General features: G+C 39.1%; 33 protein-coding genes and 1 tRNA gene. 27 read left to right on the top strand and 7 right to left on the bottom strand.

Annotation, left to right across the window (positions count from 1 at the left end; translation table 11 throughout):
- Positions 1 to 24 precede the first annotated feature (24 nt).
- Positions 25 to 912 carry a fructosamine kinase family protein gene (locus AC6EIW_RS06775; RefSeq protein WP_498519929.1) on the bottom strand — a complete coding sequence of 296 codons (888 nt, stop codon included), beginning with the start codon at positions 910 to 912 and terminating at the stop codon, positions 25 to 27.
- 27 nt (positions 913 to 939) lie between these two features.
- On the opposite strand from AC6EIW_RS06775, the gene crtD reads away from it, so the two are divergent.
- A complete protein-coding gene (crtD, locus tag AC6EIW_RS06770) occupies positions 940 to 2,460 on the top strand; it encodes a C-3',4' desaturase CrtD (protein WP_498519928.1) in 1,521 nt (506 codons plus the stop codon).
- On the opposite strand, the gene AC6EIW_RS06765 is transcribed toward crtD, so the two are convergent.
- Positions 2,450 to 3,325, bottom strand: a complete 876-nt coding sequence (locus tag AC6EIW_RS06765) for a prephenate/arogenate dehydrogenase (protein ID WP_498519927.1) — start codon at positions 3,323 to 3,325, stop codon at positions 2,450 to 2,452. The two genes, crtD and AC6EIW_RS06765, sit on opposite strands and share 11 nt — an antisense overlap.
- A gap of 72 nt (positions 3,326 to 3,397) precedes the next feature.
- Here AC6EIW_RS06765 and AC6EIW_RS06760 point away from each other — a divergent pair, with 72 nt between their 5' ends.
- Positions 3,398 to 4,846: a helicase gene (locus AC6EIW_RS06760; protein WP_498521623.1), complete on the top strand. Its 1,449-nt coding sequence runs from the start codon at positions 3,398 to 3,400 to the stop codon at positions 4,844 to 4,846.
- A gap of 37 nt (positions 4,847 to 4,883) precedes the next feature.
- A complete protein-coding gene (locus AC6EIW_RS06755; protein ID WP_498519926.1) occupies positions 4,884 to 5,123 on the top strand; it encodes a DUF2839 domain-containing protein in 240 nt (79 codons plus the stop codon).
- A gap of 20 nt (positions 5,124 to 5,143) precedes the next feature.
- Here the strand turns inward: AC6EIW_RS06755 and recA are convergent, their stop codons facing one another.
- The 5 genes from recA to AC6EIW_RS06730 form a co-directional block, all read right to left on the bottom strand.
- Entirely contained in the window at positions 5,144 to 6,277 is a 1,134-nt protein-coding gene (recA, locus tag AC6EIW_RS06750; RefSeq protein ID WP_498506165.1) for a recombinase RecA, read from the bottom strand.
- A gap of 112 nt (positions 6,278 to 6,389) precedes the next feature.
- Positions 6,390 to 7,169: an HAD family hydrolase gene (locus AC6EIW_RS06745; RefSeq protein ID WP_498519925.1), complete on the bottom strand. Its 780-nt coding sequence runs from the start codon at positions 7,167 to 7,169 to the stop codon at positions 6,390 to 6,392.
- Positions 7,170 to 7,182: 13 nt separating this feature from the next.
- A tRNA-Gln gene (locus AC6EIW_RS06740) sits at positions 7,183 to 7,254 on the bottom strand.
- Between the two features lie 182 nt (positions 7,255 to 7,436).
- On the bottom strand, positions 7,437 to 8,459 hold the full coding sequence (locus AC6EIW_RS06735; RefSeq protein ID WP_498519924.1) for a Light dependent period protein LdpA domain-containing protein: 1,023 nt from the start codon (positions 8,457 to 8,459) through the stop codon (positions 7,437 to 7,439).
- 12 nt (positions 8,460 to 8,471) lie between these two features.
- A complete protein-coding gene (locus AC6EIW_RS06730; RefSeq protein WP_498519923.1) occupies positions 8,472 to 8,936 on the bottom strand; it encodes an NAD(P)H-quinone oxidoreductase subunit N in 465 nt (154 codons plus the stop codon).
- 375 nt (positions 8,937 to 9,311) lie between these two features.
- Here AC6EIW_RS06730 and rplC point away from each other — a divergent pair, with 375 nt between their 5' ends.
- From rplC to AC6EIW_RS06610, 24 genes are all read left to right on the top strand, one after another.
- The gene (rplC, locus tag AC6EIW_RS06725) at positions 9,312 to 9,968 is read left to right on the top strand and encodes a 50S ribosomal protein L3 (protein ID WP_498519922.1); all 657 of its coding nucleotides are present in this window, start codon (positions 9,312 to 9,314) and stop codon (positions 9,966 to 9,968) included.
- Positions 9,968 to 10,609, top strand: a complete 642-nt coding sequence (gene rplD, locus AC6EIW_RS06720; RefSeq protein WP_498519921.1) for a 50S ribosomal protein L4 — start codon at positions 9,968 to 9,970, stop codon at positions 10,607 to 10,609. The genes rplC and rplD overlap by 1 nt, the downstream gene beginning before the upstream one ends.
- The gene (locus AC6EIW_RS06715) at positions 10,602 to 10,913 is read left to right on the top strand and encodes a 50S ribosomal protein L23 (RefSeq protein WP_498461573.1); all 312 of its coding nucleotides are present in this window, start codon (positions 10,602 to 10,604) and stop codon (positions 10,911 to 10,913) included. Before rplD ends, AC6EIW_RS06715 begins: the two co-directional genes overlap by 8 nt.
- 4 nt (positions 10,914 to 10,917) lie before the next feature.
- Positions 10,918 to 11,781, top strand: coding sequence for a 50S ribosomal protein L2 (gene rplB / locus AC6EIW_RS06710; protein ID WP_498519920.1), 864 nt, complete (start codon positions 10,918 to 10,920; stop codon positions 11,779 to 11,781).
- Positions 11,782 to 11,816: 35 nt separating this feature from the next.
- The gene (gene rpsS, locus AC6EIW_RS06705) at positions 11,817 to 12,092 is read left to right on the top strand and encodes a 30S ribosomal protein S19 (RefSeq protein WP_498519919.1); all 276 of its coding nucleotides are present in this window, start codon (positions 11,817 to 11,819) and stop codon (positions 12,090 to 12,092) included.
- Between the two features lie 2 nt (positions 12,093 to 12,094).
- Positions 12,095 to 12,475, top strand: a complete 381-nt coding sequence (gene rplV, locus AC6EIW_RS06700; protein WP_498519918.1) for a 50S ribosomal protein L22 — start codon at positions 12,095 to 12,097, stop codon at positions 12,473 to 12,475.
- On the top strand, positions 12,475 to 13,209 hold the full coding sequence (gene rpsC, locus AC6EIW_RS06695) for a 30S ribosomal protein S3 (RefSeq protein ID WP_498461569.1): 735 nt from the start codon (positions 12,475 to 12,477) through the stop codon (positions 13,207 to 13,209). The genes rplV and rpsC overlap by 1 nt, the downstream gene beginning before the upstream one ends.
- A 12-nt stretch (positions 13,210 to 13,221) precedes the next feature.
- A complete protein-coding gene (rplP, locus tag AC6EIW_RS06690) occupies positions 13,222 to 13,707 on the top strand; it encodes a 50S ribosomal protein L16 (RefSeq protein ID WP_498519917.1) in 486 nt (161 codons plus the stop codon).
- Positions 13,704 to 13,916, top strand: a complete 213-nt coding sequence (gene rpmC, locus AC6EIW_RS06685) for a 50S ribosomal protein L29 (protein WP_498506156.1) — start codon at positions 13,704 to 13,706, stop codon at positions 13,914 to 13,916. Before rplP ends, rpmC begins: the two co-directional genes overlap by 4 nt.
- Positions 13,917 to 13,926: 10 nt before the next feature.
- Entirely contained in the window at positions 13,927 to 14,193 is a 267-nt protein-coding gene (gene rpsQ, locus AC6EIW_RS06680) for a 30S ribosomal protein S17 (protein ID WP_269611570.1), read from the top strand.
- Positions 14,190 to 14,555, top strand: coding sequence for a 50S ribosomal protein L14 (gene rplN / locus AC6EIW_RS06675; RefSeq protein WP_011295463.1), 366 nt, complete (start codon positions 14,190 to 14,192; stop codon positions 14,553 to 14,555). The genes rpsQ and rplN overlap by 4 nt, the downstream gene beginning before the upstream one ends.
- Before the next feature lie 47 nt (positions 14,556 to 14,602).
- Positions 14,603 to 14,914 carry a 50S ribosomal protein L24 gene (gene rplX / locus AC6EIW_RS06670; RefSeq protein ID WP_498521622.1) on the top strand — a complete coding sequence of 104 codons (312 nt, stop codon included), beginning with the start codon at positions 14,603 to 14,605 and terminating at the stop codon, positions 14,912 to 14,914.
- Between the two features lie 94 nt (positions 14,915 to 15,008).
- Positions 15,009 to 15,548: a 50S ribosomal protein L5 gene (rplE, locus tag AC6EIW_RS06665; RefSeq protein ID WP_498461566.1), complete on the top strand. Its 540-nt coding sequence runs from the start codon at positions 15,009 to 15,011 to the stop codon at positions 15,546 to 15,548.
- Between the two features lie 19 nt (positions 15,549 to 15,567).
- Positions 15,568 to 15,969, top strand: coding sequence for a 30S ribosomal protein S8 (gene rpsH / locus AC6EIW_RS06660; RefSeq protein ID WP_498461565.1), 402 nt, complete (start codon positions 15,568 to 15,570; stop codon positions 15,967 to 15,969).
- Positions 15,970 to 15,986: 17 nt separating this feature from the next.
- On the top strand, positions 15,987 to 16,526 hold the full coding sequence (gene rplF, locus AC6EIW_RS06655; protein ID WP_498519916.1) for a 50S ribosomal protein L6: 540 nt from the start codon (positions 15,987 to 15,989) through the stop codon (positions 16,524 to 16,526).
- A 35-nt stretch (positions 16,527 to 16,561) separates the two neighbouring features.
- Positions 16,562 to 16,930, top strand: coding sequence for a 50S ribosomal protein L18 (gene rplR / locus AC6EIW_RS06650; protein ID WP_498461563.1), 369 nt, complete (start codon positions 16,562 to 16,564; stop codon positions 16,928 to 16,930).
- A gap of 14 nt (positions 16,931 to 16,944) precedes the next feature.
- Positions 16,945 to 17,571 carry a 30S ribosomal protein S5 gene (rpsE, locus tag AC6EIW_RS06645; RefSeq protein WP_498519915.1) on the top strand — a complete coding sequence of 209 codons (627 nt, stop codon included), beginning with the start codon at positions 16,945 to 16,947 and terminating at the stop codon, positions 17,569 to 17,571.
- Positions 17,572 to 17,576: 5 nt separating this feature from the next.
- Positions 17,577 to 18,029 (top strand): 50S ribosomal protein L15, encoded by a 453-nt coding sequence (gene rplO, locus AC6EIW_RS06640; protein ID WP_498519914.1) that lies wholly within the window; start codon positions 17,577 to 17,579, stop codon positions 18,027 to 18,029.
- A 60-nt stretch (positions 18,030 to 18,089) separates the two neighbouring features.
- Positions 18,090 to 19,409, top strand: a complete 1,320-nt coding sequence (secY, locus tag AC6EIW_RS06635; RefSeq protein ID WP_498461560.1) for a preprotein translocase subunit SecY — start codon at positions 18,090 to 18,092, stop codon at positions 19,407 to 19,409.
- 25 nt (positions 19,410 to 19,434) lie between these two features.
- Positions 19,435 to 19,986, top strand: a complete 552-nt coding sequence (locus AC6EIW_RS06630; protein ID WP_498519913.1) for an adenylate kinase — start codon at positions 19,435 to 19,437, stop codon at positions 19,984 to 19,986.
- A 41-nt stretch (positions 19,987 to 20,027) separates the two neighbouring features.
- Positions 20,028 to 20,144, top strand: coding sequence for a 50S ribosomal protein L36 (rpmJ, locus tag AC6EIW_RS06625; RefSeq protein WP_011295453.1), 117 nt, complete (start codon positions 20,028 to 20,030; stop codon positions 20,142 to 20,144).
- Between the two features lie 114 nt (positions 20,145 to 20,258).
- Positions 20,259 to 20,624, top strand: a complete 366-nt coding sequence (gene rpsM, locus AC6EIW_RS06620; protein WP_498461558.1) for a 30S ribosomal protein S13 — start codon at positions 20,259 to 20,261, stop codon at positions 20,622 to 20,624.
- A gap of 64 nt (positions 20,625 to 20,688) precedes the next feature.
- On the top strand, positions 20,689 to 21,081 hold the full coding sequence (gene rpsK / locus AC6EIW_RS06615) for a 30S ribosomal protein S11 (RefSeq protein ID WP_498461557.1): 393 nt from the start codon (positions 20,689 to 20,691) through the stop codon (positions 21,079 to 21,081).
- A gap of 51 nt (positions 21,082 to 21,132) precedes the next feature.
- A complete protein-coding gene (locus AC6EIW_RS06610; protein ID WP_498461556.1) occupies positions 21,133 to 22,071 on the top strand; it encodes a DNA-directed RNA polymerase subunit alpha in 939 nt (312 codons plus the stop codon).
- Positions 22,072 to 22,091: the final 20 nt, after the last annotated feature.

Below are 22,091 nucleotides of genomic sequence, written 5' to 3'. Positions count from 1 at the left end.
AATACAAAAAGATCTGAGGTCACGTTACACACGTGATCTCAGATCTTTTAGTATTTTTAGTGAATTTTCTTTGTATGATCCACCAAACATATTTGCGTGGTTAAGCAAATGGTAAAGATTATATATATTAGTTCTATTTGTTGAAAGCGTATCTAGTGGCCAGATCTGTTCGTAGCCTTTATAAAATTCTCTATTAAAACCGCCAAATAATTTAGTCATTGAGATGTCAACTTCTCTGTCAGCCCAATATGAAGCAGGGTCATAAAGACTTCCTAAACCATCTTGAGTACTTCCACAATTACCTGACCAAAGATCACCATGAACTATTGAGATCCTTGGGTTATGGTCGTTTAGGTATGAGCTTAAATATACTAAAACATCTTCATAATCATCAATTATGAGACCCCATGTTTTTGCCTTTATAAGTTGTGGCCTAAGACGATAATTGACAAAGAATTCGCCCCAGTTACTGCCCCACCCTCTTATTTGGGTGCTAGAACCTATAAAACCTTCTTCATCCCATCCGAATTTCTTTTGGCTCCACTCACTCGATGATTTATGCAGTAGTGCTAAACCTTGTCCAAGGAGATTTTGTTGGGATTGTTCGAGATCTATCCATTCTAAACAAAGTACAGATATGTCTTGATAAGTTATTAGATCAAGTGTTTTAGGAACGCAGATATACGATTTGTTGGCAAATCTTTTGAGAACAGAAAGACACTCACGTTCGAACTTAAACATATTAAGATTGTCTATATGATTTGATTTGGCAAATACCTTTTTGCCATTTTGGAAATAAATGCACCAAGCTTTGTGGATACAACCTCCGCCTACCGGGATTATTTTTTCTACTAATGAGTTTTTGTTTACTTTATTTGAACTGGAAAGAGCATTTTTGATTAATTCCTCCATTGACCTTATTCTCGCTGGATAATTTTTATGTCTGAAGAATCTATCATTGTTGTTGGGGGCGGGATAGCTGGTCTAACAAGTGCTGCTCTTCTCGCTAGAGAGGGTTGTCAGGTAACTTTGGTCGAAGCACATACTCAATTAGGTGGCTGTGCAGGAACTTTTAAAAGAGGTTCTTATACTTTTGATGTAGGCGCTACTCAAGTTGCAGGTCTTGAGAGGGGAGGAATTCATCATCGTTTATTTAATTATTTAGATATTCCTTTACCTGATGCGAAAATTTTAGATCCTGGATGTTCAGTTGTTCTTGGCGATGGGAGTAGGCCAATTAATCTTTGGCATGATCCATTAAGGTGGAAAAAGGAAAGAAAAGAACAGTTTCCTGGGAGTGAAATCTTTTGGTCATTATGTTCTAAAATTCACGTTAGTAACTGGGAATTTGTAGAAAGAGATCCCATCCTTCCTGTAAGAAATTTGTGGGATTTAAGTCAATTAATTAGAGCTATACGCCCTTCAAATCTTTTAACAGCTTTTATGAGCAAGTTGACTATTGCAGATTTGCTTAAAATAACTGGTTGTCATCAAGATAGACGTCTACGAAGTTTCCTAGATCTTCAATTAAAACTTTACTCTCAAGAGCCAGCGAGTAGAACGGCAGCTTTATACGGTGCAACTGTTCTTCAAATGGCCCAATCTCCCAGAGGGTTATGGCATCTTCATGGATCAATGCAAATTCTTAGCGATTTGTTGAAAGATAGTTTTTTGAGAGATGGTGGGAACCTTTTAATAGGACATAGAGTAACTAAAATACTCAGTCAAACAAAATCAAATATCTTTCATGTCAATGTAATTGATAGGAGAAAAAATTTGATAGAGCTGAAAGCATCAGATATTGTTTTTAGCTTACCTCCTCAATCTCTTTTAGATTTAATTCCTATTGATGGAGGTTTATCTACAACATATCGTGAAAGTATAAAAAAATTACCCAAACCTAGTGGTGCAGCTGTATTTTATGGAGCTCTCCGTCGTGCTGACTTGCCAGTAGATTGCCCAGGACATATTCAATTATTCGATGAGAATTTTGGCTCTTTATTTATTTCTATAAGCATGGAAGATGATCAGCGTGCACCAGTGGGAATGGCTACTTTAATTGCAAGTGTATTTGTTGATATCGATCAATGGTCTAATCTAGATAATCAATCCTATGCCAGAAAAAAAAATATTTTATCAAAACAGATACAAACTATTTTGAATAAAAAGTTTGATTTGATTGAGTCGAGTTGGGATCATCAAGAATTTGCAACTCCAAGAAGCTTTGAAAAGTGGACAGGACGTCCTCAAGGAATAGTCGGAGGGCTTGGTCAGCATCCAGATCAATTTGGGCCTTTTGGATTGTCAAGTAGGACTCCTCTCAGAGGTTTATGGCTTTGTGGAGATTCAATTTATCCCGGCGAAGGTACAGCAGGTGTAAGCCAATCAGCCATGATGGTTGTCAGACAACTAATGGAATTTAGAGGTAGGCATTTGAATATCCCTATCTTTAATTCGTAGGCTTTGAAATGAAATTTTGTCTTTCTTCCTGAGTATTTACTAACATTTTTTCTAACTCACTCCAGTTCTCTTCCAGTAAATATTTTTCAAAAAGATTTAGAGAATGTCTATAAGAGGTCAAATGTCTCTCAATATTTTTTTTATTAAATTTTGCCATAGAGACTCCCAGTTCTGGGTTGCCACCTCCAACTCTGGAGGTATCAGAAAACCCACTCGATGCAATACTTTTTGCAAGTGAATATAAGGAAGGCTTTACATCTGTAGTTAATGTTTTGAGCAATGCCGCGCTAATTAGAACTGGTAAATGTGAAATCAATCCGACAGCTTCATCATGTATTTGAGCTTCAGAGCTTATCCATTGACTCCCAAGTGCTAAAGCAATTTGCTGCACTATTTCGAGAGCTTTTTGATCAGTTTCTTTGCTTGGGGTAACAACCCATGGTTTGTTTTTAAATAAATTATGTTGACCTGCGTGAACGCCAGATTCTTCGGTCCCAGTCATTGGGTGACTGGCTACAAAACGAGGATGTAGCTTGTTCCAAGTATTTAAAATAGGGACTTTCACAGATCCAACATCAGTAACAACAGCATTTCTAGGAATGGCATTGATCAGGGCTGTTGAAGGATACAGGAGCTGTTCCAGTGGTAAAGCAATATAAATAAGAGAGCAATTGTTTAATACGCTTGTATCAGTGCTAACAATTTGGGCTAGTTTTCTTTCTCTTGCTTTTTGTGCACTTTTTTCTCGATGAGTAATTCCATAAACTGTATATCCAAGCTTTTGGAGATCTAAGCCTAAGGAACCTCCAATTAGACCTAATCCAACAATTCCAATATTTTTTGAGGTTTTTGTTTTAAGCTCCATAAATATTATTGTTCTATATCTTTATTGATAGGGCAACATGATTAAAAGAATTTATTGATAAAGGTACTACTAATGCTTGCGGTGAATTCACATAAACATCTGAAAAAATACTATCAAAATAATCTTGCTCTATGGCCTCATAATTTGACCCTGACAAGATTGATAGCTAGAAGCTTAAGTCGTAAAGATAATACTTTTATTCAACTATCAAGTGATAGTAAAAATTTCTGGTGGCCTGGTCTTTTGATTCCACTTTGTTTGCATAACAAGAATGTTGTTCTAATTCTATCAGAGAGACAATGTCAACTCTTGTTTGAAGTGGAATTACCAAAGTTAAGATCTAGTCGATTAGATTTCGATTATGTAGAGGGAATTGAATTAACTCCTTCAGATAAAAAAGTTTGGGTTTTAAGATATCAAGATCTTGTTTTTGCTTATGAAAAAGATTTATTAAAAAATCGCCAATTAATATTTCCTGAATCTGAGTTTATTTCTAGTGAGATTAGAGAATCTATGTCTATAAAAATTACTCAAAAAGATTGGGAGGATTTAATTGCTTCGCGCTCACGTTTTGAAGTTTCACTTGTCGAACTTCATGAGCGCTTAACTCGAGATCTGTTTAGTCATTCAGTGCGCTCTGATGCTGTCATAAGGATTCATCATAGGGAACTTTTAAAATTAAAACAAATTCTCAAAGATGACTTGCCTTCCGCTATGCCTTGGAAACGAGCTCTTAATGCGGTCAACAATGAATGGGTAACCTGGGCGAAACTAGATAAGCGAAAACTTAGTTGGGACTGGTATATTCAACCTTTATTTCCTTTGCAAACTTTTTCCAGTTTGTTTTCAAAAAATACTCTTTTAATGCTGACGAATTCAGGCCAAAGCGATTTTTTCTTGTTAGATCTAAACAGCAAAAAATTTACTTTTACTGTGAAGGTGAATTTAGGAAATAAATTTGATCAAGAACCCATCCCATTGTTTGTCCCTAAAAGACAACCTTTGCCAAATACGTCTCATTTCTATTGTCATATTGTAAGACAATGTCAAAGATTGATACTTGGTCGTCCTCGTCCAACTATTATTTTGGTAGATGATTTACAACTACGACTTCAAATAGCTAGTGAATTGGCTGGAGATTTTGGATTGAGAGTAGTTCATGAAACCACTGATGTTGAGACTAATGGGATTCTTTGTTGTAGTTGTCATTGGTGGATTATTAATCAGTACAATTTGCCAACACCAGATCAATTGATTTTTCCAGTGATTCCATTTCCTGCTTTAGAGTCACCCTGGGTTGCTGCTCGAGTTGAAATGCTTAAGCATCAGGGTTGTGATTGGTTTCGAGAATTCCTGTTTCCCGAAACTCTTACTATACTTCTCAAATCGCTTGCAATCATTAGGGGTGGAGATGTTCGAGTCGCTATACTGGATGGCCGCATGCACTATAGAAGTTGGGGAAAATTAATATTTGAAGCTCTTGAGCCGTGGATTGCGTTGGAGCGTTTATTGCCTTATTAAAATCAATATCTTAGATTAAAAAATATTGTTTTTTGTAATGGGAGAAGCTCGACGAAGATCTGAACAAGGATTGAAACCTCGTAGAAAGAAAAACTCTAAGAATGAATCACCTCGTATTGTCTCTTGGTTTCCTGTGACGCAAGCGCAAAGAGATCAATTTATTAAATTAAGTATTCGTGCAGGATGGGTAGGTATTGCTGCTTTAGTTATTCTTTGGATTATTGTTCGCTTTATTGGACCTGCTGCAGGGTGGTGGATTCCTGCAGACATCAGATAAACCCAACTATATTTTTAGTTTCAACCGTTCGCTGAAACTTGGTTTAAGTTGGGTCGTAATGAAGCATGTCGAGCTGCTGCTGCTAGTGGTCTCATTGAATTAGCACTTACTTCTGAGCCCTCAGTTAGTTTATCTTTAACTAATTTTTCAATTATGTCTTTTGATTCAGGATTTTGTTCAAGCCAAGTAATGGTATTGTCTCTTCCTTGCCCAATATTGTCACCCTCATAGCTATACCAAGCTCCTTTACGAGTGACGACATTAGTCTCATCTGCTAAATCAAGAAGACAACCAAGAGTACTAATTCCTTTCCCAAAAAGAATATCAAATTCGGCTATTCGAAATGGAGGTGCAACTTTGTTTTTTGCGACTTTCACTTTTGCACGAATTCCATATTCTTCAGTTCCTCTCTTTAGCGTTTGAATACGACGAATATCCAATCTTACAGAGGCATAAAATTTAAGAGCGTTTCCACCAGTTGTTGTTTCTGGATTTCCATATGTAATACCAATTTTTAGACGTAATTGATTTAAGAAAATGACTGTGCATCCAGACTTGCCAATGTTTCCAGTAATTTTTCTCATTGCTTGACTCATTAGACGAGCTTGAGCACCTACTGAATGATCACCCATTTCTCCTTCTATCTCTGAACGGGGCGTAAGTGCAGCGACTGAATCAACAACCACTAGATCGACTGCAGCAGATCTAATAAGTTGGTCAACGATTTCCAATGCCATCTCTCCTGTATCCGGTTGAGATACGAGAAGATTCTCTACATCAACACCAAGAGAGGCTGCATAGACTGGGTCAAGAGCATGTTCTGCATCTACAAATGCAGCAACTCCACCGTTACGTTGAATCTCGGCTATTGCATGTAACGTCAGCGTTGTTTTTCCAGAACTTTCTGGACCATAAACTTCAATCACACGTCCTTTGGGATAGCCACCACCAAGAGCTAAATCAAGAGTTAAAGCACCCGTAGATATTGTTTCTACCCGCATCTTTGATGCGTCCCCAAGACGCATGATTGAACCTTTACCGAAATTGCGTTCTATTTGCCCAACCACTAAGCTCAATGCTTTTTCTTTCTCTCCAGATTTTCCGTCTATTTTCTTGGATTCAGTTGATTGAAGTGACTTACCTTCGTTTGACATGACAAATAACGTTAATGCAGAGGGATAACAACAGACGTTGGGATTGATGATGAAATACTCAGTTCCTCAACGAATAGCAATTAAACCGATAGTACAGACGTACGCTATTAAGTCAAGACCACTTCGAGATAGGTTCTGGTAAAACATCTAAATTTAGTAATTTAATACCAGAAGGAAGATTATTTCGATCCTGAGGTTTTAAGTATCCCCAGCTTGCTAAGTAACAGGGGATAGATTTCAGCCTGGGATCTTCCAAGACTTTTTCTAAGGTAGTTCTTCGATCTTCAATAAACCCTCGAATTATTCTTTTTTGTAAGAGTTGGTTCAAGACATCGACTTTACTTCCTGATTCGTGACCAAAAACAAGGTTTGGCTGAAGATCGAAACAATCCAGGAGCTTTTTTGTGAACTCAATACTTTTTGTTGTTAAAACAGCAAATTCAATGCCTTCATTCTCAAGGGTCTTGAGGCGTTCAATGACTAAAGAAAAAGGCCGATGCAAATTTAACCACTGATTGAAATTATTTGATATTGCTTCTTTTCTAGTTTGATTTAAAGCTTCTTGTAATTGAAAAGGGGTCCAACCCCAATGTTTAAGAGCTAAAGAGCATTCTATTTCATAATTTTTTGAGAAATTTTGTAAATCTAGTAATTTGAATTGACTGGTGTTATTTGCACATTCAGCAGCCAAAATAACCATTTCCCAACCATAATTGACCCATGGCCTCATTGCCTTAAAAGCTTTGGGAATCTCACTAGGAAAAGAAATAATATTTTTTTCTTTGGCATAAAGTAGGTTTATACAAGTTTGACGAGAACTTGACCAATATTCCTTAATGCCATCAACTATGACACCATCAAAATCAAGAACAATTAGAGGTTTCTCTACCACTTACTGTTAAAAACTGGGCCGCTAGGATTCGAACCTAGGAATGTCGAGACCAAAACCCGATGCCTTACCACTTGGCGACGGCCCATTGTTCCAGATCTATGTTTGCAATTGAGAGACATAGATTAGGGTTCTTTCTCTTAGATAATTGCATATTTGATTCAATCCTGTCATGTCTTTATCCAGTTTTTTTTAGTTAATCTGAAGATTTCTTCATTAATACAGCTCAACATGGGCTTTCGAATGATTGATTTAACTAGAGAATTCCAATTATAAAGATTTCCTTACAAGCCAAGGATTTATAAGTCGTTTTGCTTCTGAAAGAGCCGCCTCCCAGCCTTCAGGCCACTCTCTAAGGCTGATTTTTTTTCGTTGAGCCTCCTCTAACCATGGTTGAATTATTTTTCTTGCTTTTCCTCCAAAAGCAACTCCTTCAGGCCCTTTAATCTCTGGCAGGTACTTAATGGTCGACTCATTAGTTCCTCCAGCAAGTTGTAAGGGGCCTGGTGGAGCTATTGGACGTATTCTTTCCCAGAGTTTTACTGCAATTTTGGCCGCACCTGCTCCAAGGTCTCCACTCATTCGACGCCCATCAAGTTGCCAAAGAGGTTTTTGATTATGAATTCTTAAGAACTTATGTCTCAGCCAAAGTTCTTCTGCTAATTTTTCATGGTTTATTTTATGTCCTTGTAAACCGCAACTGACAGATAACCGTTGTAGCTGCAAATCGACTTTAAAAATTTCCTTGATTGTTTTTTCAAATTCTTGGCTTCTTCCTGGAGCAGTATGAATTTCTACTGCATCTGGTTTGATAGTTGTTAACAACGGAGCAAAATCTTTAAGAGTTAATCTTCGATCCTTTTCTTTAATGATTCCTAATGGGCATGTATCAATACATCGGCCACATCCATAGCATTTATTAGCCTTTACACCACCTTCGTTTTCAATCGCGTGAGCTGGACAAATGCTTTGACAGGGTCTTAAGCAATTCGAAGGACATAGGTCTGGATTAAACCAAGCTTTGCGAAAATGCGCATCTTTTCCATCACTTAAGCTGATCATCAGCCAAGGCTTTTTCCCGTAAGTTTCGAAAACCCAATCAATCGCATTGCGAGCTGCATGGACAACAGCTTCGTCGGCAGCAAGGTCAATGCAATGCACTCCTGCAGCTCCATAAATTGAGCAAAGATCAGTTATTGAAGGTAAGTCTTGATTACTTGCACCACAAATTAATTTTACCCAGTTACCTTTTTTGAGAGCTTCAGAATTGCAAATCGAATTTTGAGTAATCACGTTTATTATTTTCTAATCGTTATTGATGAATGCATCTAATGGTTGCCATTGAATACTTCGAGCTCCTCCCATCTCAATAACAATTTTGATTCGAGGTTCCTTTTTGCAAAGATTATTTATTGCTAATAGTTCTGACTTGGATAAGACTTGACCCTCTAATAACCATAGGACAAAGGGTTTATCTTCAACTAATAATTCATTTAATTGAGGAATAACTTGTTGAACTTCCCCTAAGGCTCCATTCCTCCCAACATTTTGATGTCCCAAATGCGGTGGTCTGATTCCATGTAATTGGGTAAGAAAGACAACTGGATCTCCTAATCCTCTAGCTGAAGTGATCTGTGTTTGATATCCGCTGGCTCTAAGTCTTCTAAGTAAACGAGTTTCTGCTCCACCTTCTAAGGGAGTAAGGATGGCAAGGCAGCCAAATGATTCAAGATCACTGCGAAATTTATGACCAGAGAGTAATAAAGGCATCCTTAAATCAAATTCTTTGTCTTATTTAAGTGAAGCATCACACAAAATGGGTGTTAATAGTGTAATCTTATAAGTTGCTAAAGCTTTTCTATGCCCGTCCGCTAGCCGGGCCTCTGGACGCTTAAGCAGGCTAAGCGATTGCGTTTAGTCTTTTTGGCCAGAGCAGATGAATTTATTTCTTTTGTCGAGATACTGTTTGAACTTGTTGAAAAGTTTGAATAAGTCTCAGCCAGCTGATTGTCGCTAGCATTTTTCCAAACAAATTGAACTTCAATTATTCAATTAACTTCAACTTTTTTGGCTAGATAAGCGATTTAATTCAGATTCCGAGTCTTTCTTTACAGATTGACCTTTTAGTTAGCGTTTATTTAACTCATGTCTTTAGGAATCTTAGGCAAGAAGTTGGGTATGTCCCAACTCTTCGACGATCAAGGCAGAGCCGTTCCAGTCACTTTGATAGAAGCGGGTCCCTGTCGAATCACTCAATTGAAGTCTGCCGATACAGATGGCTATGCCGCTGTACAAATAGGTTTTCAATTAATTCGCGAAAAACTTCTCAATAAGCCCTCAAAAGGTCATCTTGCAAAATCAGGAGATGATCTTTTGCGTCATCTTCGAGAGTACCGAGTTGAAAATTCCGGTGAATTTCAACTTGGAGCTGCAATAACAGTTGATGATTTTAAAACAGGTCAAAAGGTTGATGTAAGTGGCGACACGATGGGAAGGGGATTCGCAGGTTATCAAAAACGACATGGTTTCAGCCGAGGTCCTATGAGCCATGGTTCGAAAAATCATCGATTACCTGGTTCAACAGGAGCTGGAACCACTCCTGGCCGTGTTTATCCCGGTAAGAGGATGGCTGGTCGTATGGGAGGCAAAAAAGTTACTACTAGAGGCCTTGAAATTCTCAAGATAGATTCTGATCACAATTTATTAGTAGTCAAAGGATCTGTTCCAGGTAAACCTGGATCACTTTTAAACATAAGACCTGCCAAAAGAGTTGGCGTCTCTACCCACCAAGGAGGTAAATGATGGCTAACTGTACTGTTCTTGATTGGCAAGGCAAAGAGACTGGCGAATCAACAATTGATTTGAAAACTGCTAAGGAATCATCTGCAGCAGACTTACTGCACCGTGCTGTTTTGCGCCAGCAGGCTCATAGCCGCCAAGGAACTGCAAGTTCTTTGACTAGGTCTGAGGTGCGAGGCGGTGGCCGAAAACCTTACAAGCAAAAGGGTACTGGTAGAGCAAGGCAAGGTTCAATTCGAACGCCTCTTCGTCCTGGAGGGGGAGTTATATTTGGCCCTAAGCCTCGGAAGTATAACTTGGAAATGAATAGGAAGGAAAGAAGGTTAGCTCTTCGTACTGCTCTAATGAGTAGAATTTCTGATGTGAAAATAATTAAAGACTTCGGCTCAAAACTGGAAGTTCCTAAGACAAGTGAAATTGTTTCTTTACTCAAGAGATTAGGAATTTATTCAGATGGGAAAGTGAAAGTTCTTATTATTCTCAACAATCCTTCTGAAATCATTAAGCGCTCAATTAGAAACTTAGAAAAAATTAAGCTTATTTCTGCTGATCAACTAAACGTGTTTGATCTTCTGAATGCCAATTCATTGGTAATAGGTGAAGACGCATTATCAACTATTAAGGAGGTCTATGGTGATGACTAAATTTTTCGATAAACGACTTACTGATGTGATTAAGCGACCCTTGATAACTGAGAAGGCTACAAAAGCTTTGGATTTAAATCAGTACACTTTTGAGGTCGATCCAAGAGCAGCTAAGCCTGATATAAAAGCTGCAGTAGAGAAAATGTTTGATGTCAAGGTTCTTGGTGTCAGTACCATGAATCCGCCAAGAAAAAGTAGAAGAGTTGGTAGGTTTTCTGGTAAGAGGCCACAAGTGAAGAAGGCTGTGGTTCGCTTAGCAGAAGGCAACTCCATACAGTTGTTCCCAGAATCAGAGGAGGCTTAAAAAAATGGCTATAAGAAGTTTCAAACCTTACACACCAGGTACTCGTACAAGAGTAGTAACTGACTTCAGTGAAGTTACATCCAAAAAGCCTGAGCGTTCACTTGTCGTATCTAAGCATCGAAAGAAAGGACGTAACAACCGAGGAGTAATTACTTGTCGTCACCGAGGTGGCGGGCACAAAAGGTTATATAGGATTGTTGATTTTCGTAGAAATAAGCATGGTATTTCGGCCAAAATTGCGGCAATACATTATGACCCTCATCGCAATGCAAGACTTGCTTTACTCTTTTACTCTGACGGCGAAAAGAGATATATTCTTGCTCCTGCAGGCATAACGATTGGTCAAGAAGTTATTTCAGGTCCAGACGCACCAATTGAAACTGGTAATGCCTTACCACTTTCCTCTATGCCTTTGGGTTCCAGCGTTCATTGTGTTGAACTTTATCCAGGTCGAGGAGGACAGATGGTTCGTACAGCTGGAGCAAGTGCTCAGGTTATGGCGAAAGAAGGAGATTATGTTGCATTGAAATTACCCTCTACCGAGGTTCGTTTGGTCAGAAAAGAATGCTACGCAACACTGGGAGAGGTGGGGAATTCTGAGATTAGAAATACAAGTCTTGGAAAAGCTGGTAGAAGAAGATGGCTCGGTAGACGACCTCAAGTTAGAGGTAGTGTAATGAATCCATGTGATCACCCACATGGAGGAGGAGAAGGCAAGGCACCAGTTGGTCGGGCTGGTCCAGTGACTCCATGGGGTAAAGCTGCTCTTGGCTTAAAAACCAGGAAGAAGAATAAGCCTAGTAATAAGTATGTTCTTCGAAAACGACGCAAGGTATCTAAACGTAGTAGAGGAGGTCGAGATTCATGATTTCTTTCTTTCTTTACAAATTCTATTAAACCGTTATGGGACGTTCACTTAAAAAAGGACCATTTATTTCAGACAGTTTGCTTCGTAAAATCGAGAAGCAAAACTCTAGTGATGATAAAACTGTCATCAAAACATGGTCGAGAGCCTCAACAATTTTGCCAATGATGATTGGCCATACAATTGCTGTTCACAATGGGAAAAGCCACATACCTGTTTTCATAACTGAGCAAATGGTTGGACACAAGTTAGGCGAGTTTGCTCCAACTCGAACCTACAGAGGTCACATCAGAGATAAAAAGGGAGCACGCTAATTATGACTAATTCATCAACTAAAACTGCAGCCCTAGCTCATGGGCGTTACATTCGCGGATCTGCTTCAAAAGTAAGACGTGTTCTTGATCAAATAAGAGGACGAACTTACAGGGATGCATTAATTATGCTTGAATTTATGCCTTATCGATCAACTGAGCCAATAACTAAGGTATTACGATCAGCGGTTGCTAATGCAGAAAACAACCTTGGTCTTGACCCTTCTTCTTTGGTGATTACCAATGCTACCGCTGATATGGGACCACCAATGAAACGCTATAGACCTAGGGCTCAAGGCAGAGCATTTGCTATCAAAAAGCAGACATGCCACATCAGCATTGCTGTTTCGGCCAATCAATCAACCAATTCTGAGGACACTGACTGATGGGACATAAAATTCATCCAACTGGAATTAGGCTTGGGATCACTCAAGAGCATCGTTCTAAATGGTATGCACCTACTAAAACTTATCCGTTGCTTCTTCAAGAAGATGATCGCATCCGTACTTTTATAAAGAAGAAGTATGGAGCAGCAGGTATTAGTGATGTATTGATTGCTCGAAAAGCAGATCAACTTGAGCTCGAATTAAAAACTGCTCGGCCAGGAGTAATTGTTGGCAGGCAAGGCAGTGGTATTGAAGAATTAAGATCTGGTATTCAAAAAACGATCGGTGATAGAAGTAGACAAGTGCGTATAAATGTAGTTGAAGTGGAAAAAGTAGATGCAGATGCATATCTTCTAGCGGAATATATTGCGCAGCAACTAGAAAAGCGTGTTGCATTTAGACGAACAATTCGAATGGCTGTACAAAGGGCACAAAGAGCTGGTGTTTTAGGTCTAAAAATACAAGTAGGTGGAAGGCTAAATGGAGCTGAAATCGCACGTTCTGAATGGACACGAGAAGGAAGAGTGCCTCTCCACACCTTGAGAGCAGAAATCGATTATGCAACCAAAGTCGCCAGTACAACCTATGGCGTTTTGGGAATCAAAGTATGGGTTTTTAAAGGTGAAGTTCTTCCGAAAGAAGAACAGCCTTTACCTGTTGGTTCTTCTCCTAGACGCAATAGGGGGAATCGTAGACCTCAACAATTTGAGGACCGTTCCAATGAAGGTAAATAAGGAGTTTTAATCATGCTAAGTCCTAAAAGAACCAAATTTCGTAAACAACAAAGAGGCCGTATGCGCGGCGTTGCTACTAGAGGCAACAAAATCTCTTTTGGCCAGTTTGCATTGCAAGCTCAAGACTGTGGGTGGGTTACCTCAAGGCAAATCGAGGCGAGTCGGAGAGCGATGACTCGTTATGTAAAAAGGGGAGGACAAATTTGGATTCGTATTTTCCCTGATAAGCCAGTAACGATGAGGCCTGCCGAGACAAGAATGGGATCTGGTAAAGGTAATCCAGAATTTTGGGTTGCAGTTGTCAAGCCTGGTCGAATTTTGTTTGAAATGGGTGGCGAAGAAATTACAGAGAAAATTGCAAAAGAGGCAATGCGTCTTGCTCAATACAAGCTCCCAGTAAAAACAAAATTTATTTCCCTAGAAGAAGATCTCAATAAGGGAAATTATAAACCTGCTAAAACACCAGTTCCAGCAGAAGATTCGGAGTCATCATCATGAGCAAAACAACTACAAAAGATTTCAGGAATCTCTCAGATTCCGAGATATCAGAAAAGATTGAAAATCTTCGTAAAGAACTTTTTGATCTTCGTTTTAAGCAAGCCACAAGACAGCTAGCGAAAACTCACCGCTTCAAAGAGGCAAGAACCGAATTAGCTCAACTTTTAACGGTTTCTAACGAGCGAAGCCGCTCCAACACTTCATCTTGATTTATTAGTTATGGCACTTAAAGAAATGGTCGGCACTGTTGTCAGTGACAAAATGCAAAAAACAGTAGTTGTGGCTGTGGAAAATAGATTTCCTCATCCCATCTACCAAAAAATCATTAGTCGTACGACTAGATACAAAGCCCATGATGCAGAAAACCATTGCAAAGTAGGAGACAGAGTTCGGATTAAAGAATCTCCTCCTATGAGCGCTCATAAACGATGGACGGTTACAGATGTTCTCGTTCAGGGTATGAAATCTAAGGAGGCTGCAAAATGATCCAGCAAGAAACATTCTTAACCGTTGCAGATAACAGTGGTGCCAAGCGTTTGCAATGTATTAGAGTCTTGGGTTCTAATCGTCGGTATGCTCACGTAGGCGATGTGATTGTTGCTTCTGTTAAAGATGCGATGCCAAATATGGGAGTCAAAAAATCAGATGTCGTTAAAGCGGTTGTTGTTCGTACTAGAGCAACAATGCGCAGAGAGACTGGAAATTCAATTCGGTTTGATGATAACGCAGCTGTTCTTATCAATGATGATCAAAACCCAAGAGGTACTAGGGTGTTTGGTCCCGTCGCACGAGAATTAAGAGAGCGCAATTTCACAAAAATTGTCTCTTTAGCTCCGGAGGTTATTTAGTCATGCCAGCAATTAACAAATCCAAAGCTCCTGCTGATCGGATCAAAATGAAGATCCGCAAAGGAGATACAGTTCAGATTATTTCTGGAAAGGACAAGGGTAAAACCGGTGAAGTCCTTAAAACACTTCCCTATGAAAATAGAGTTTTAGTTCAAGGAATTAACCAAAAAACAAAGCATTTAAAACCCTCACAGGAAGGAGAAACTGGTCGAATAGAGACCAAAGAATTTTCCTTGCATGCCTCAAATGTAATGATCTACTCAACTAAAGAGAAAGTTGCTAGTAAAGTTGAAATTTTTGTAGATAAAGATGGATCTAAGAAACGACGATTAAAGAAGACAGGAGAATTAATTGATTAATTAATTCGCTTTTCCTTTGTCTGAACTAACTAAAAGCAGACTCTCTTTCCTAATTGAATTCTGACCAAGACCAGAATCAACTTTTTCCTCAGTTATGTCACTAAAAAAACGCTATCGAGAGACAATTAGACCAAAGCTTTTAAAAGATCTTGGTCTGAAAAATGTTCATCAAGTTCCTAAGGTGCAGAAAGTCACTTTAAACAGAGGCCTTGGTGAAGCAGCATCGAATTCCAAAGCTTTAGAAGCTTCTCTAGCTGAAATGGCAACAATTTCTGGGCAAAAAGCTCTCGTGACAAGAGCTAAGAAAGCAATTGCGACCTTTAAAATTAGACAAGGAATGCCCATAGGTTGCTCAGTCACACTTAGAGGTGATCGCATGTACGCATTTTTGGAAAGGTTCATTAATTTGGCACTTCCAAGAATCAGAGATTTTCGTGGTGTGAGTCCAAAAAGCTTTGATGGCCGAGGAAATTACACTATCGGAGTAAAAGAGCAACTTATTTTCCCTGAGATCACTTTTGACAAAGTCGATGCCATTAGAGGTATGGATATCACAATTGTCACTAGTGCTTCTTCTGATGAACAAGGTAAGGCTCTTCTTAGTGAAATGGGAATGCCCTTCCGTAAAAAATGAGTTTGATTAGCTAAATACTATGGCCAACCACGATCCAATTTCAGACATGCTCACTCGCATAAGAAATGCGAGTGAAAAGCGTCATGAAAAAACCAAAGTCCCTGCTTCAAGAATGTCTCTTAGTATCGCTAAGGTTCTTCAGCGTGAGGGCTTTATCGCAGAAATCAATGAAGAAGGAGAAGGCTTTAAAAAGCAGCTCATTCTTGGATTGAAATATACCGGTAAGCATCGCTCACCGATTATTCGTTCTATGCAGCGAGTAAGTAAACCAGGGTTAAGAATTTATAAAAACACTCGAGGATTACCAAAAGTTTTAGGAGGTCTTGGCGTTGCAATAATTTCTACCTCCAAGGGAGTCATGAGTGATCGTGATGCTCGTAAACAAGGGGTTGGAGGAGAAGTCCTCTGCTACGTCTGTTGATTGATTAGGTATTTATTATGTCTCGCACAGGAAAAAAACCCATCTCCCTTCCTGAAAAGGTAGATGTAAAACTCGATGGTCTTTCTATTACTGTTAAAGGTCCAAAAGGACAACTGGAGCGAACTCTTCCAGATGGAGTGAGTCTTACCAAAAATGAGAATACTATTCTTGTTAAACCAGTAAATGAAAAGAGGCAGTCCAGGGAAATGCATGGTCTATGTAGATCTCTTGTCGCAAATATGGTTGAGGGGGTGAGTATAGGTTTTACAAAAAAACTTGAGATAGTTGGTGTTGGCTCAAGAGCTCAAGTAAAAGGAAAAACCCTTGTTGTTAGTGCCGGTTACAGCCATCCTGTTGAAATCGTTCCTCCAGAAGGCATAACTTTTAAAGTTGAAAATAATACAAATGTGATCGTAACTGGACCTGATAAAGAATTAGTTGGCAATGAAGCTGCAAAAATAAGAGCAATTAGACCTCCAGAACCCTATAAAGGTAAAGGAATAAAATATGAAGGAGAAAACATAATTAGAAAAGCTGGTAAGTCTGGCAAAGCTTAATCTTGCTTATTTGTTTTTTAAAAAATTTTTTAGCCATGTCAAAACTCTCAAGAAAACAACAGACACAAAAACGACATAAACGCTTAAGGAGAAACTTAAGCGGAACAGAATCAAGACCAAGACTTGCTGTTTTTCGTTCTAATAACCACATCTACGCTCAAATAATAGATGATGATGCTCAAAACACTATATGTGCTGCATCAACCTTGGATAAAGACTTGAAATCTTCTTTAAAAGCAAATGCTGGAAGTTGCGATGCCTCCACAGCGGTTGGGGAGCTCGTTGCAAAAAAAGCTTTATCAAAAGGCATCAAACAAGTTATCTTTGACAGAGGTGGGAACATCTACCATGGCAGGGTTAAAGCTCTAGCCGAAGCTGCCAGAGTGGCAGGCTTGAACTTTTAATTATTGCTTTAACAATGACAGACTCTAAAAACCAGTCCTCAAGTAAAAAAACATCTGGATCTTCAGATTCTCCTCCTGCCGCAGATGGTAGGCAAGAAAATCGTCGTAATCGTGGTGAAAAACGTGGAGGCAGAAGAGAGAGAAGAGGGCAAGAAAGAGACTCTGAATGGCAAGAACGTGTTGTTCAAATAAGAAGGGTCTCCAAAACTGTCAAAGGTGGAAAGAAAATGAGTTTTAGAGCAATAGTTGTAGTTGGTAATGAAAAAGGACAAGTTGGCGTTGGTGTTGGTAAAGCTGGAGATGTCATTGGTGCTGTTAGGAAAGGAGTCGCTGATGGAAAAAAACATCTAGTTCGTGTTCCTTTAACCCGAAACAGCTCTATTCCAACTCTCTCCAATGGGAGAGATGGTGCAGCTAGCGTGTTAATTCGTCCTGCAGCACCTGGAACAGGTGTAATTGCAGGAGGGTCAATTCGTACTGTTTTAGAATTAGCAGGAATTAAAAATGTACTTGCTAAGAGACTAGGAAGTAAGACTCCTCTAAATAATGCTCGTGCTGCAATGGTTGCTTTAAGTGAGTTAAGAACTCATAAAGCCACAGCGAAAGAGCGTGGTATTTCTCTAGAGCAGATTTATTCTTAACAACCATGACTATTAAATTAGAATCTCTTCAATCAAATAAAGGATCTAGACGTAAAAAAATGCGTAAAGGTCGAGGCATAGCTGCTGGTCAAGGTGCTAGTTGCGGGTTTGGAATGAGGGGACAAAAATCTCGATCAGGTAGACCTACTCGTCCAGGTTTTGAGGGTGGTCAGATGCCTTTATATCGAAGAGTCCCAAAATTAAAGCATTTTCCAATAGTTAATCAGAAAAATTTTACTGTCCTCAATGTTTCTAATTTGAACGCATTGAAAGAAGGAACTGTTGTAAACCTTGATTCATTGGTGAAGGAGGGTATTTTGACAAAACCAAAAAATCCTCTAAAAATTCTTGGAAACGGAAAATTAGAAGTCAAATTGACTGTTCAAGCTGCTGCATTCTCAACATCTGCTAAAAAGAAAATTGAAGAACTTGGTGGCAAATGCGAGGTGTATAATTAATTTTGTTATTCCAAAAAATTAATTTTATACATTAGTCTCTAATTAAATTATCCTTATTAAATGTTAATAAGTCGTGGTAGAAACCCAAGCGCGGGAGAAGTAATCACCCAGCTATTCAGTAATCAAGAGCTGAGGGGAAGAGTATTTACGACCCTAGGGTTATTATTGATTGTTCGATTAGGAATCTATATTCCTATGCCTGGTATAGATAGAGAAGCTTTTAAAACTTTTATTGATCAGGGGGGGCAATTGATTGGATTCCTTGATATTTTTACAGGTGGAGGAATATCAACTTTGGGGATTTTTGCACTAGGTATTCTTCCTTTTATTAATGCGTCAATAATTATCCAATTGCTTACCGCATCCTTACCTCAACTGGAAGATCTACAGAAAAATGAAGGGGAGGCAGGGAGAAGGAAGATTGCTCAAATCACTAGATATGTGGCTTTGGGATGGGGATTGGTTCAAAGCACAGTTTTTGCTTTGATTCTGAGACAGTATGCAGTCGAAGGTCTTGGCGAAACTGAATTTGTTATTCAAACATCACTGGCATTAGTAACTGGATCTATGATTGTGATGTGGCTTAGTGAGATCATTACTGAAAAAGGGATAGGCCAAGGCGCTTCTTTAGTTATTTTCTTGAATATTGTTGCGACTTTGCCTAAGGCGCTTAGTTCCACTATTGAGAAAGCTCAAACCGGAGATAGAGCTGATGTTCTGGGGATAATAATTCTTTTGATCGTTTTCTTAATTACTATTGTTGGTATTATTTTTGTTCAAGAGGGTGCCAGAAGAATTCCAATAGTCAGTGCAAAAAGTCAAATGGGCGGTACAGCTCTTTTGCCAAGTAGGCAAAGTTATTTGCCTCTGAAATTAAATGCTGGTGGCGTCATGCCGATAATTTTTGCATCTGCGTTAATTTTCCTCCCCATAACAATCGCAAACTTTACTCAAAACCCTTTACTAATTAAGGCTGCTAGTTCGCTTAATCCAGGTTCGTCTAACCCATGGCCATATGCAATTACTTTTTTCGCGTTGATTTTAGGTTTTGCTTATTTTTATGCTTCTTTAACAATTAATCCAATAGATATTGCTTCTAATTTAAAAAAGGGTGGTGTCGCAATTCCAGGCGTGAGGCCTGGAGGTTCTACTTCTACTTACCTTTCAGGTGTTCAAAACCGCCTCACTTTGCTTGGTGGATTATTTCTTGGTTCTGTTGCTATTGTTCCTGCAGCAGTAGAGAGAGCAACTAATGTTCAGACTTTTCAAGGGCTTGGGGCGACTTCATTATTGATTTTGGTAGGAGTTGCAATTGATACATCTAAGCAAATTCAGACCTATGTCATTTCTCAAAGATATGAAGGATTAGTACGCCAATAAAATCTTTAATATGATTTTTATTTAAATGAAAAAGAAATTACTATTCCTTGGCCCACCTGGTGCGGGTAAAGGTACTCAGGCAAATCTTTTTTGCAACAAGTACGGATTAGACCATCTTTCAACCGGAGATTTGCTTAGAGATGAAGTCTGCTCTGGATCCGATTTAGGAATTAAAGCTGCTGAAGTTATGAATAAAGGAGAATTAGTAAGTGATGAATTAGTTCTCTCAATTGTTGAAGGAAGATTGTTAAATATTAATGAAGGATGGTTGCTTGATGGTTTCCCTAGAAATGTCAACCAAGCTAATTCTCTCAAAAGTCTTTTGGAAAAAATTAATCAACCTTTAGAAGGAGTTGTGTTAATAAAATGTGCCGACGATTATTTAATTAAAAGGCTTTTAGAGAGAGGTAGAAAGGATGATAATGAACAAGTCATTATTAATAGACTCAAAATTTATAGAGAAAAAACTTCTCCTCTTATTAATTTGTATGCCAAGCAGGGAATTCTTGAAGAGATAGAAGGTAATGCTGACATAGATGTTGTTTTTTCATCTATCGAGAAAGCTTTAGGCGCATGATGTAGTAAAATTATAGTTTGGAAATAGGAGAGTCTCACCAAATGAAGGTTAGATCCTCAGTCAAAAAAATTAGTCCTGACGATCAGATCGTGAGGCGCAGAGGCCGGATCTATGTGATCAACAAGAAAAGGCCTCGAAACAAACAGCGTCAGGGCTGATCCCTGGCTTTCTTAAGAAGCCATGAACGATTAATTTTATTTTCGTTTTCTTCTTACAACAAGGTCATCATTAAATTATGATGATTTTCATTGTCCTCTTCGATTTATCCCTAAGTGGCACGGATCTCAGGCATCGACATACCTCGCGAAAAGCGGGTAGAAGTTGCCCTCACTTACATCTATGGTATCGGCTTAACCAGAGCTCAGACTATCCTCGAAAAATCTGGGGTTAACCCTGATATTCGTGTAAAGGATTTAGACGACAGCGATGTACAGAAGCTTAGAGCTGTTACTGAAGAATTCACCCTTGAAGGAGATTTAAGGCGCCAGGAAGGAATGGCCCTAAAACGTCTTCAAGATATTGGATGTGTTCGAGGGAGAAGACATAGGATGAGTCTTCCTGTCCGTGGACAACGAACCAGAACTAACGCTCGCACAAGAAGAGGAGCGAGAAAAACCGTTGCAGGAAGAAAGAAATAATTTCTTAAGACTCCTGTTACCTTCTGGTAATTTACAAAATCTTTTTTAAATCAGGCACAGCCTAATGGCTACAACCTCAAAAAAATCCGGTTCTAAGAAGTCAAAGCGCAACGTCCCTAATGGAGTTGTGCATATTCAAAGTACCTTCAATAACACAATTGTTTCAATTACTGACACCTCTGGTGAAGTAATTTCCTGGTCTTCAGCAGGAGCTAGCGGTTTTAAAGGAGCTAGAAAAGGTACTCCTTTTGCTGCTCAAACTGCGGCTGAACTTGCAGCCCGAAGGGCGGTAGAGCAAGGAATGCGCCAAATAGAAGTTCTTGTAAGAGGACCAGGTTCAGGTCGTGAAACCGCAATAAGGGCATTGCAAGTAGCTGGTCTTGAAATTACTTTGATCAGAGATGTAACTCCTCTTCCCCATAATGGTTGTAGGAGACCTAAACGCAGACGCGTTTAAAATCTATTCACTTAAGTGAAATTTTCTTTTTTCCCCACATCGCATTAGACCGTGTTGCAATACCAGATAGACAGGATCGACCATCAAGTTGCTAATGATCGTTCCCAAACAGGCGTTTTCCTAATTGGACCTCTTGAAAGAGGTCAAGCAACAACTTTGGGCAACTCTTTACGCAGAGTTTTGATGGGTGGACTTGAAGGCAGTGCAGTTACTGCTGTCAGGATCGCAGGTGTTAATCATGAATATGCAACAATCCCTGGAGTAAGAGAGGATGTTTTGGACATCCTTCTAAACTGCAAACAAATTTCGGTTGATTGTCGTAGTCAAGAACTTGAGATAGGAAGAATTGCTGTTACTGGACCCGCTGAAGTAAAAGCAAAGGATATTCAGTTCTCTTCTCAAGTTGAGGTCGTTGATGGTGATCGCCCCATAGCAACAGTTCATGAGGGCCACAACCTAGAGTTAGAGTTGCATGTAGAAAGAGGTGTTGGATATCGACCTGTTGATAGAAGAAATGAAGAGACCAGCGCAATCGATTTACTTCAGATAGATGCGGTATTTATGCCCATAAATAGAGTCAATTTTACCATTGATGAAACTGCAGTTGCCGAGGGTGGATCTACTAGAGAAAGATTGAAAATGGAGCTAGTTACCGATGGATCAACCTCTCCAGATGATGCATTGGCGGAAGCTGCAAATCAATTAATTGAACTTTTTCAACCTCTCGCAACCGTTTCAATGGTAGAAGAGATTCCTGAAGAGCCTGAGCCTGCAGCAGAAGCCCAAATTCCCCTTGAAGAGTTAAACTTATCGGTAAGAGCTTACAACTGCCTAAAACGTGCCCAAGTGAACTCTGTTTCAGACTTGATGGGCTTCAGTTATGAGGATTTATTGGAAATTAAGAACTTCGGTTCTAAATCTGCTGATGAAGTGATTGAAGCTCTAGAGAGAATTGGAATTTCTATTCCGCAAAGTAGAACTTCTGCATGACTTTCGGTTTTATTACTATT

Source organism: Prochlorococcus sp. MIT2308 (genome assembly GCF_059772345.1).
The sequence above is the reverse complement of the archived record's forward strand: the minus strand, read 5'-3'. Positions and strand labels throughout refer to the sequence as shown.

What these genes read in the sequence shown, in the direction of transcription:
- rpsH (WP_498461565.1), top strand. Translation starts at nt 15,568, where the DNA reads ATGGCCAACCACGATCCAATTTCAGACATGCTCACTCGCATAAGAAAT.
- rplP (WP_498519917.1), top strand. Translation starts at nt 13,222, where the DNA reads ATGCTAAGTCCTAAAAGAACCAAATTTCGTAAACAACAAAGAGGCCGT.
- rplR (WP_498461563.1), top strand. Translation starts at nt 16,562, where the DNA reads ATGTCAAAACTCTCAAGAAAACAACAGACACAAAAACGACATAAACGC.
- rpsE (WP_498519915.1), top strand. Translation starts at nt 16,945, where the DNA reads ATGACAGACTCTAAAAACCAGTCCTCAAGTAAAAAAACATCTGGATCT.
- AC6EIW_RS06760 (WP_498521623.1), top strand. Translation starts at nt 3,398, where the DNA reads ATGCTTGCGGTGAATTCACATAAACATCTGAAAAAATACTATCAAAAT.
- AC6EIW_RS06730 (WP_498519923.1), bottom strand. Translation starts at nt 8,936, where the DNA reads ATGCCTTTATTACTCTCTGGTCATAAATTTCGCAGTGATCTTGAATCA.
- recA (WP_498506165.1), bottom strand. Translation starts at nt 6,277, where the DNA reads ATGTCAAACGAAGGTAAGTCACTTCAATCAACTGAATCCAAGAAAATA.
- AC6EIW_RS06765 (WP_498519927.1), bottom strand. Translation starts at nt 3,325, where the DNA reads ATGGAGCTTAAAACAAAAACCTCAAAAAATATTGGAATTGTTGGATTA.
- AC6EIW_RS06755 (WP_498519926.1), top strand. Translation starts at nt 4,884, where the DNA reads ATGGGAGAAGCTCGACGAAGATCTGAACAAGGATTGAAACCTCGTAGA.
- AC6EIW_RS06775 (WP_498519929.1), bottom strand. Translation starts at nt 912, where the DNA reads ATGGAGGAATTAATCAAAAATGCTCTTTCCAGTTCAAATAAAGTAAAC.
- rplV (WP_498519918.1), top strand. Translation starts at nt 12,095, where the DNA reads ATGACTAATTCATCAACTAAAACTGCAGCCCTAGCTCATGGGCGTTAC.
- crtD (WP_498519928.1), top strand. Translation starts at nt 940, where the DNA reads ATGTCTGAAGAATCTATCATTGTTGTTGGGGGCGGGATAGCTGGTCTA.
- AC6EIW_RS06630 (WP_498519913.1), top strand. Translation starts at nt 19,435, where the DNA reads ATGAAAAAGAAATTACTATTCCTTGGCCCACCTGGTGCGGGTAAAGGT.
- rplD (WP_498519921.1), top strand. Translation starts at nt 9,968, where the DNA reads ATGGCTAACTGTACTGTTCTTGATTGGCAAGGCAAAGAGACTGGCGAA.
- rpsC (WP_498461569.1), top strand. Translation starts at nt 12,475, where the DNA reads ATGGGACATAAAATTCATCCAACTGGAATTAGGCTTGGGATCACTCAA.
- rpsQ (WP_269611570.1), top strand. Translation starts at nt 13,927, where the DNA reads ATGGCACTTAAAGAAATGGTCGGCACTGTTGTCAGTGACAAAATGCAA.
- secY (WP_498461560.1), top strand. Translation starts at nt 18,090, where the DNA reads ATGTTAATAAGTCGTGGTAGAAACCCAAGCGCGGGAGAAGTAATCACC.
- AC6EIW_RS06715 (WP_498461573.1), top strand. Translation starts at nt 10,602, where the DNA reads ATGACTAAATTTTTCGATAAACGACTTACTGATGTGATTAAGCGACCC.
- rplO (WP_498519914.1), top strand. Translation starts at nt 17,577, where the DNA reads ATGACTATTAAATTAGAATCTCTTCAATCAAATAAAGGATCTAGACGT.
- rplB (WP_498519920.1), top strand. Translation starts at nt 10,918, where the DNA reads ATGGCTATAAGAAGTTTCAAACCTTACACACCAGGTACTCGTACAAGA.
- rpsS (WP_498519919.1), top strand. Translation starts at nt 11,817, where the DNA reads ATGGGACGTTCACTTAAAAAAGGACCATTTATTTCAGACAGTTTGCTT.
- rplF (WP_498519916.1), top strand. Translation starts at nt 15,987, where the DNA reads ATGTCTCGCACAGGAAAAAAACCCATCTCCCTTCCTGAAAAGGTAGAT.
- rpsK (WP_498461557.1), top strand. Translation starts at nt 20,689, where the DNA reads ATGGCTACAACCTCAAAAAAATCCGGTTCTAAGAAGTCAAAGCGCAAC.
- rplC (WP_498519922.1), top strand. Translation starts at nt 9,312, where the DNA reads ATGTCTTTAGGAATCTTAGGCAAGAAGTTGGGTATGTCCCAACTCTTC.
- rplN (WP_011295463.1), top strand. Translation starts at nt 14,190, where the DNA reads ATGATCCAGCAAGAAACATTCTTAACCGTTGCAGATAACAGTGGTGCC.
- rpmC (WP_498506156.1), top strand. Translation starts at nt 13,704, where the DNA reads ATGAGCAAAACAACTACAAAAGATTTCAGGAATCTCTCAGATTCCGAG.
- rplE (WP_498461566.1), top strand. Translation starts at nt 15,009, where the DNA reads ATGTCACTAAAAAAACGCTATCGAGAGACAATTAGACCAAAGCTTTTA.
- rpmJ (WP_011295453.1), top strand. Translation starts at nt 20,028, where the DNA reads ATGAAGGTTAGATCCTCAGTCAAAAAAATTAGTCCTGACGATCAGATC.
- rplX (WP_498521622.1), top strand. Translation starts at nt 14,603, where the DNA reads ATGAAGATCCGCAAAGGAGATACAGTTCAGATTATTTCTGGAAAGGAC.